This is a genomic window from Alkalicoccus luteus (assembly GCF_012034335.1).
Classification (GTDB): Bacteria; Bacillota; Bacilli; order Bacillales; family Salisediminibacteriaceae; genus Alkalicoccus; species Alkalicoccus luteus_A.
Window position 1 is genome coordinate 1 of the sequence record NZ_JAATHJ010000061.1, and the last position, 1,789, is coordinate 1,789.

General features: G+C 41.1%; 2 protein-coding genes. One reads left to right on the forward strand and one right to left on the reverse strand.

Annotation, left to right across the window (positions count from 1 at the left end):
- Positions 1-804: 804 nt before the first annotated feature.
- Complete coding sequence (locus tag HCN83_RS17830; RefSeq protein WP_168009768.1) at positions 805-1,677, forward strand: MFS transporter; 873 nt, start codon at positions 805-807, stop codon at positions 1,675-1,677.
- A 15-nt stretch (positions 1,678-1,692) separates the two neighbouring features.
- Here the strand turns inward: HCN83_RS17830 and HCN83_RS17835 are convergent.
- On the reverse strand, positions 1,693-1,789 hold a 97-nt coding region (locus HCN83_RS17835; RefSeq protein WP_168006037.1), incomplete at its 5' end, for a transposase.

Genomic DNA, 1,789 nt, shown 5'->3' on the forward strand with positions numbered 1-1,789 from the left:
GATAAACTGATGTAGCAAGTGGCAGAACCTCCTCGTGTTTGTCTCGACAACTTTCACGATAAAGGATCTGCCACTTGTTTTCATTTCATCTGCTTAAGTGTCAACTACACTTCGTGGTGATGAGCCTATAAATTCATTTTTTAGAAAATAAAAGGAAATTTAAAGGATCATACACCTATTATACAATTTAATTATTCAATGATAAAGAATAAAAAGACGAATTTAACTAACATGAAATTAGAATATCTGATATTTTGTCTATTCATATGACCATCCTGAGCTTTTGATTCTATAAATAAAGTTATCACGTTTTTCTCCTGCCCTCTTCTGGTTTTCCTTGTATGATAGCGTTCACCTTTTTCATCCGGTTTTCAAGCTGACAGATGGGACGAGCTATCGTTTTTCATGCATTCGAACGAAACCGGGGTGTCATACCGCAGTGTCGAATGCAAACTCTCTTCGTTGTAAAAATGGACATTACCCGCATTCCTATTGAACGTCAACGGCGTTTATGTAAAAAGAATCCTTTTTCATAATTATCCTATTCCAGTTTTCTTTTGTTCAAGAAATGTTAGACGAGCTTCAAATAGCCCAAGATACGTGGTGAAATCGAGTAATTTTATTGCGTGAATTTTTTGTTTACACTTAATGTGTAAAAACCCTTAAACTTTAACAAAGCCAATAGGATTGCCTTCCTGCCTTGACTTAGTGGTTTGATTTGGGTTGAATATTGTTTCGAAAGCTAACAAGATCTATATAGTTGCACGAACGTATACATTGTAACCTGTATGAGAGGTGGTTACGATGTATCGACATGTACTCAAAAAGAAACAAATACGTTGTTATTTGGCGAGCGCCGGTATCTCCCAGCTCGGAAATGTACTGGCCGGACTCGCTTTTCTATTTTTATCCTATGAACTGACAGAGTCAGCCGGGCTTACAACGGTCATAGCGATCACCCAGGCTCTCCCCTATCTTCTGTTCGGTCTTATCGGAGGGGCTGTCGCAGACCGTATTGATAAAAAAAGACTTTTGCTGCACATTGAATTCCTGCGGGTTCCAATCATCATGTCCCTTGTGGTGCTTTATTACGCGGGGAGTTTAGCTTTTTGGCATTTGTTAGTCGTGAGTTTTGTTATACAAAGTTTCGGGTGTTTTTATAATCCTGCCTACCGGGCCGTTTTACCGCTCATCACTACACGGGATGAACGTACGACAGTGAACAGCCTGCTGGATATCGTCACGAGGGGTGTTCAGGTCCTCGGTCCTGTATTCAGTATCGGCCTGTTAAGCACCGGATACACGATTCATTTTTATACGATAGATGCCCTCACGTATGCTTTAAGTGCCTTTTTCATCATCCAGCTTCATTGGGTGGAGCCGTCAAGTCGAGTTTCCCCGGGGGAGAAAAAACTGCAGATCCTTCCTTCCATTCTCGAATTTTTCCGGTGGGCAAAGGGAGAAATAAAGATGAGAACGTTGTTTACAGCCACATTTCTCATGGTTTTTTTCAACACGTGGGTATGGCAGGTGGGTCTGCTTCTCATGCTTTTGAGTAATTATCCAAATCAGGGAGAAGCGTTTTACAGCCTTCTGCTGGGCTGGTACGGTGCCGGTGTCATCCTTGTTAATGTAGTTATTCCGTTTCTTTGGAAAAGGTTAGGCTCTTCACCATAAAGTGTAGTTGACGAGCTAGTTTGCTCGGCCAGTTTCTAAACTGATACGTATTTTAAAGTGTTCATTGTTTCGATAGCCATAAGCGCGGCGCTTAATGAGTTTGATCTTCGTA

Coding starts and splice junctions, on each gene's coding strand:
- HCN83_RS17830 (WP_168009768.1), top strand. CDS start 805: ATGTATCGACATGTACTCAAAAAGAAACAAATACGTTGTTATTTGGCG.